The sequence below is a fragment of the Candidatus Neomarinimicrobiota bacterium genome (genome assembly GCA_041862535.1).
Lineage (GTDB): Bacteria > Fidelibacterota > Marinisomatia > SCGC-AAA003-L08 > TS1B11.
This window is the reverse complement of record JBGVTM010000376.1, coordinates 1-5,319: the sequence shown is the minus strand read 5'-3', so window position 1 is coordinate 5,319 and position 5,319 is coordinate 1. Positions and strand designations below refer to the sequence as shown.

Sequence of the window (5,319 nt, the reverse complement as noted above, 5' to 3'; positions counted from 1 at the left end):
TGACCCTCCGGGTGACTTCATCCAGCTCGGTGGGCATAGAGTCGATCTCGGTGCGCACCATGGCGCCGGCCTCATCCACGAGGTCAATAGCCTTGTCAGGCAGGTAGCGGTCGGAGATGTAGCGGTGGGAGAGTACCGCGGCGGCCACCAGCGCGTTGTCGTGGATCTTCACGCCGTGATAGACCTCGTAACGCTCCTTCAGTCCGCGGAGGATGGAGATGGTATCATCCACGCCGGGCTGGTCCACCAGGACGGGTTGGAAACGGCGTTCCAGGGCGGCGTCCTTTTCAATATGCTCGCGGTATTCGTCCAGGGTAGTGGCACCGATGCAGTGGAGCTCTCCCCGTGCCAGCAGGGGTTTGAGCATGTTGCCGGCGTCCATGGCGCCCTCAGCCCGGCCAGCACCCACAATGGTGTGGAGCTCATCAATAAACAGGAGGATGCGCCCTTCCGACTCCTTGATCTCCTTCAAGACGGCCTTAAGCCGCTCCTCGAATTCTCCCCGGTACTTGGCCCCGGCAACCAGGGCGCCCATATCAAGGGCGAAGATGGTCTTGTTCTTGAGGCTGTCCGGTACGTCCCCCTTGACGATACGCTGGGCCAGCCCCTCCACGATAGCCGTCTTGCCTACGCCCGGCTCACCTATGAGCACCGGATTATTCTTAGTCTTGCGGGAAAGAATCCGCACCACCCGCCGGATCTCGTTGTCCCGCCCGGTGATGGGATCGGTCTTACCTGAGCGGGCCTCCTTTACCAGGTCCCGGCCATAGCGCTCCAACACATCATAGGTGGCTTCAGGATTGGTGCCCTCCACCCGCTGCTTGCCCCGAATGCTGGAAAGGGCCTGCAGGAAGCGGTCTCTGGAAAGATCGTATTGGGCAAAGAGCTTCCCGATCGGTGAGGACTTAGGTTCATCCAGCATAGCCAGTATCAGATGCTCTACCGATACATAGGCGTCATTCAGCCGCTTGGCTTCGTCTTCGGCTTTTACCAGCAAGCTGTTAAGCCGTGGCGTGACGTAAATCTTTCCCATTTCGCCGCCGGAGCCGGTCTGTCGAGGTAAACGGCTCAGCTCCCGATCCAGGTCGGCTGTGAATTGGTCCAGTGATACGTCCATTTTGCGGAGCAGGCGGGCAGTCAGACTCCCTTCCTGCTCTAGCAGGGCCGCCAGCAGCTGCAGCACGTCCACTTCTACATGGCCGTGGCGAGCGGCCAGGCTCTGGGCTGCCATCAAGGCTTCCTGGGATTTCTGTGTCAGGCGGTTCAAGTCCATGGTGCTTCAACGATTCCTTTCAGGGTGACCATAGCTATCCGATATGCTTTGCGCAAAGGTCGTGCCTTATAGCAATCGGCACATTTCTGTCGGAGAAGTGGCATTGATCCGCGGCCCGAGATGTCATTTCGGCAGCCAGATGCGACATTTTGGCCTGGCATGTTTCCATCTCTATTTCCATACTCTGCTGAACGGGAAATCTATAACAGTCCGGCCTAAGAAAACCTTGTAGAGTGCCTGCCGTGCACCTACAATATAGGAGTTGACAAGGAGTTTCCAATGAAAGATTTGTTCAAGTGGTTTCCGGCGCTTTTATTGATATCGGTGTTGTGGGGTCAATCCCAGCTCACTATTGGCGCCGATACTCGTACCGGCCTGGAGGTTACCATCTATAGCAGCAACATCGGTCTGGTGAAAGACACGCGCACCTTTGAGCTGGCTAAAGGTGGCCGGTTGGAAGTCCTGCTGGAGGACGTGGCGGCCAGGGTGCAGGCGGAGACCGTTCTGCCAGTGAGCCTCACGCCTCAGCGGGAGTGGGTCGTGCTGGAGCAGAATTACGAGTACGACCTCCTCTCGCCCTCCACCTTGCTTGCTAAGTATGTCGGCAAGTCGGTTAGGCTGGTCACCTACGACAGCGACAACAAGGTGGTTGACCGGCAGACGGCCACGCTGCTGTCCCTCAACGAGGGTCCGCTGTATCAGGTAGGTAAGGAAATTCATATCAAGCATCCCGGCCACGTGATTCTGTCGGAAGTACCGGCGGAACTGGTGGCCCGGCCCAGTTTGCGCTGGCTGGTGGAAGGCGAGAAGGGGCAGCATACCGTTCAGGTGAGTTACCTTTCCGGGGGCCTGGTATGGAAGGCCGATTACGTGCTGAAGGTGAACCAGGATGCGACTGCGGGTGATCTTACCGGTTGGATCACCCTGAATAACCAGAGCGGCATTGCCTATCCGGAGGCCTCCGTCAAACTTGTGGCGGGTGACGTGCACCGCGTCATGCCAGAAGTGCGGCCGCGGCTTGCGAAGAAAACTCTTGCCATGGAGGCTGCTGAGATGGAGGTCCGCGAAGAAGCCTTTATGGAGTACCATCTCTACACCATCCCGTGGAAGACGACCTTGAAGCAGAACCAGCAGAAGCAGGTGGAGCTCCTGAGTCGGTCGGGGATCGTTCTTGAGCGGCACTATTCGGTGGACATCCCCTCTCACTTCGGCACAGGTAACGTGCCAGGGGAAAATGAGCTGCCGGTGAATGTGCGGTTGAGGTTTGCCAACACTCAGGCCAACCATCTTGGCGAACCTCTCCCGGGCGGCATTATCAGGATCTACAGTGAGGACCAGGCTGGCACGCTTCAGTTCGCCGGTGAGGACCGCATCGCACATACCCCGCGCGATGAGGAAGTGAAGGTTACCCTTGGCACAGCGTTTGATTTGGTATGTGAAGTTAAGCAGACCGAATATAAGGATCTCAGTGACCGCTGGACGCGGCGCCACGAGAGTACCTTTGAAGTGAGTCTGCGTAATCGGAAGCAGGAGGAGGACGTGGCCATCGAGGTGCTTGCCCATTTTCCCGGGGAGTGGCAGATAAGAGAAAAGTCCCATGACTATGTTAAAGAGGATGCCTTTACCGCCAAGTTCACTGTGAAGGTTCCTGCCGGGGAAGAGGTGGTCCTGATCTATAAGATCAGGGTTACCCTGTAAAAGCATGTTCTGGTCCCGAGCGGCGCCTATCGCTGGGCAGGTATTTGGCACCTGGGAAAAAATGGGTGCTGATAAGGAGGTTGATCGGCAGATACTCAGTGGCATTGTCCGGTGGGGCATCACACCCAGTATTCAGCAGGTATCAGCAGGATAGGGTAGCGTGTGACTCTATTCGGGATCGGCGGGGGTAAGATCACTCTGAGAAGAATCCGGGCGCGCTGGGGGAGTGGTTTGTTGGGCAGCGCCGACGGTGTCTGTCGGAGCGGGGTAGGATTGTAGTGAGTCCGGCACGGCTGGAAGTACGCCTAGCCCCCCTACGTCGATTTCGAGTCGGCTGACAAGACTGGAATCGATGACGGTAGGGTAGATCGTGGTTTGAAACCGCTGTATCGCTTCCCGCAGGAGCCGAGGCCGATTGGCTGTGATCCAGTGCTGGCGAAGGCGCGGCTGGAGAGTCTCAAAAGAAGGCATCTTCTCCACCCGGTAGCCCTTAAGCTGCGCCAGGATATAATAATCGCCCACCTGTAAGGGGCCGACCAGTTGGTTGGGATTCTTCGTAGCTGCTTTCACTAATGCCGCCCCAGCTGGCCCATAAATCCTTAACGGCACCCAGCCCAGCCTGCCGCCCGTGATCCGGGCCCATTCGCGCTGTGTGTGGCGACGGGCCAGGGGGGCAAAGTCAAAGTTTCCTGTCAGGAGCGAATCTCTGAGAGATAGAGCCAGGGCTGAGTCTCGCACCACGATCTCTTCCAGGTTTGCCAACGCGGGAGTGGTATAGCGTACGTGGTGATCGGCGAGGAACTGCCGCAGTGAATCCTCAGGCGGCACGACCTGCCTGAGCAGCTGGGCCTGGAGCGAGACCCGTACGGCCCGGCAGGTTGTCGCCTGCTGTAAGCTGTCGGCGGCTGTCAGGAGTGAGTCGGCTTGGGGTAGAGCGATTGCCAATTCATACAGCTCGTCCCACATGAAGAGCTTCTGGACCAGTTCCTTCAGGATTTTCTCGTTGGTGACAGCTGCTCTTTCCTCAGGTAGCAGCAGGTCCAGGCGGGAGAGAAGCCAATCAAAGGTATAGGGTTCGTCGGACAGGGTGAACAGTACTTCCGGGGCCAGATTGGCCGCCGCCGGGTCGGCAAACGATGATTCGATAGGATCGTCCAGGATACCGGAGCGGAGTATTTTCCTGAGTCCCCTTCGGCGCCAGGCATACGGCAGACTGCTCGCCCATTGCTCAAGGACATTCCGGGCAGTATCAGCGAATTTCGACGGTCGCAGCTGGGCGGCGATTTGCTGTTGATACTTGACTCGCTCGAAGTGGCCGTGGTCTGGCCGAAACTCCTTGCCTAGCAGCTGGATGATCTGGTACCCCGCGGTGGTTCTCAGCGGCTCCGAACACTGGCCTGGGGTCAACCGGTAAGCACGGCGGCCGTAGGTGGAATCCAATTGCTGGGGGAACTTCCAGCCCAGCTCACCGGGCCGGTCCAGCAGCGAAGCCGAGTCGCAGGCCTGGAGGGCCAGCGATTCGAACGGCTCTCCGACGTCAAGCTGCTGCAGATAATCAACGGCAGTGAGGCTGTCAGGCAGGGTAAGGTAGCGGGTCAGCAGGGCCGTGTTTCGATAGCGGTATTCGGCCTCAATCTCATCGGGCGGAACGGTCACCTCATCGGCAAACTGACCTTGGGCCACAGCGATGAGCAGGACCTCTCTCCAGGCCAGGCGGCCAGCTCGAAGGATAGCGGGATTACGGTCCAGGCCGTGATCGCGGCCAAACTGGGTGCAGATCGCTTCCTCTACCATCTGCTGCAGGACATCGTATCTGGTCTGGAGGGAGTCCGTCTGAGCGGACCGGTCAAGGTAGTCCTGGTATCGCTGTGAGAAGGCCGCCAGGGTAACGCTGTCGGAACCAACGTACGCCAGTATTTGGGCGGCAGCCGGGATGGGGAAAAGCGCCACCGCTGACCAGGCCAGGATCCGGAGCTTACCGGTCAATTTGCGCAAGTGGTCGCCTTTTCACATCGCTGGACGGCTGGCCAATCAGCCTTCCGGTCCAATTGCTTGCTGCTCATCACCATGGGCTATTTGATAAATCGACCCGAATCTATTCAGATGCGCTCTTCTTTGGAAATCATTTTTTGCTCCTTCCAGGAAGGAGCCGGGCTTGTCACCTACCAGGAAATCCCTCTTTAATACTCACCGTCAATATCGCCGGGTCATCGATTGAGCATCGAGCTGCCTGGCCATATTGACTTGTATATTGTATAGATGGATATTTCCAGCGGCATTAAGTTGTATTACCTTTCGACTTGTAAGAAGCCCCGGTAGCTCAGCTGGATAGAGCAACGGCCTTCTAA

The 5,319-nt window shown here is 57.8% G+C and carries 4 protein-coding genes; 2 read left to right on the top strand and 2 right to left on the bottom strand.

Features of this window, described 5'->3' with window-relative positions:
- A partial coding sequence (locus ACETWG_13580; protein MFB0517614.1) for a Clp protease N-terminal domain-containing protein occupies positions 1-1,273 on the bottom strand: 1,273 nt, incomplete at its 3' end.
- Between the two features lie 279 nt (positions 1,274-1,552).
- Here ACETWG_13580 and ACETWG_13575 point away from each other — a divergent pair.
- Both ACETWG_13575 and ACETWG_13570 read left to right on the top strand, forming a co-directional pair.
- Complete coding sequence (locus ACETWG_13575; protein MFB0517613.1) at positions 1,553-2,971, top strand: DUF4139 domain-containing protein; 1,419 nt, start codon at positions 1,553-1,555, stop codon at positions 2,969-2,971.
- Between the two features lie 4 nt (positions 2,972-2,975).
- Positions 2,976-3,125, top strand: a complete 150-nt coding sequence (locus tag ACETWG_13570; GenBank protein MFB0517612.1) for a hypothetical protein — start codon at positions 2,976-2,978, stop codon at positions 3,123-3,125.
- 14 nt (positions 3,126-3,139) lie between these two features.
- On the opposite strand, the gene ACETWG_13565 is transcribed toward ACETWG_13570, so the two are convergent.
- On the bottom strand, positions 3,140-4,966 hold the full coding sequence (locus ACETWG_13565; GenBank protein ID MFB0517611.1) for a peptidylprolyl isomerase: 1,827 nt from the start codon (positions 4,964-4,966) through the stop codon (positions 3,140-3,142).
- Between the last annotated feature and the right edge of the window lie 353 nt (positions 4,967-5,319).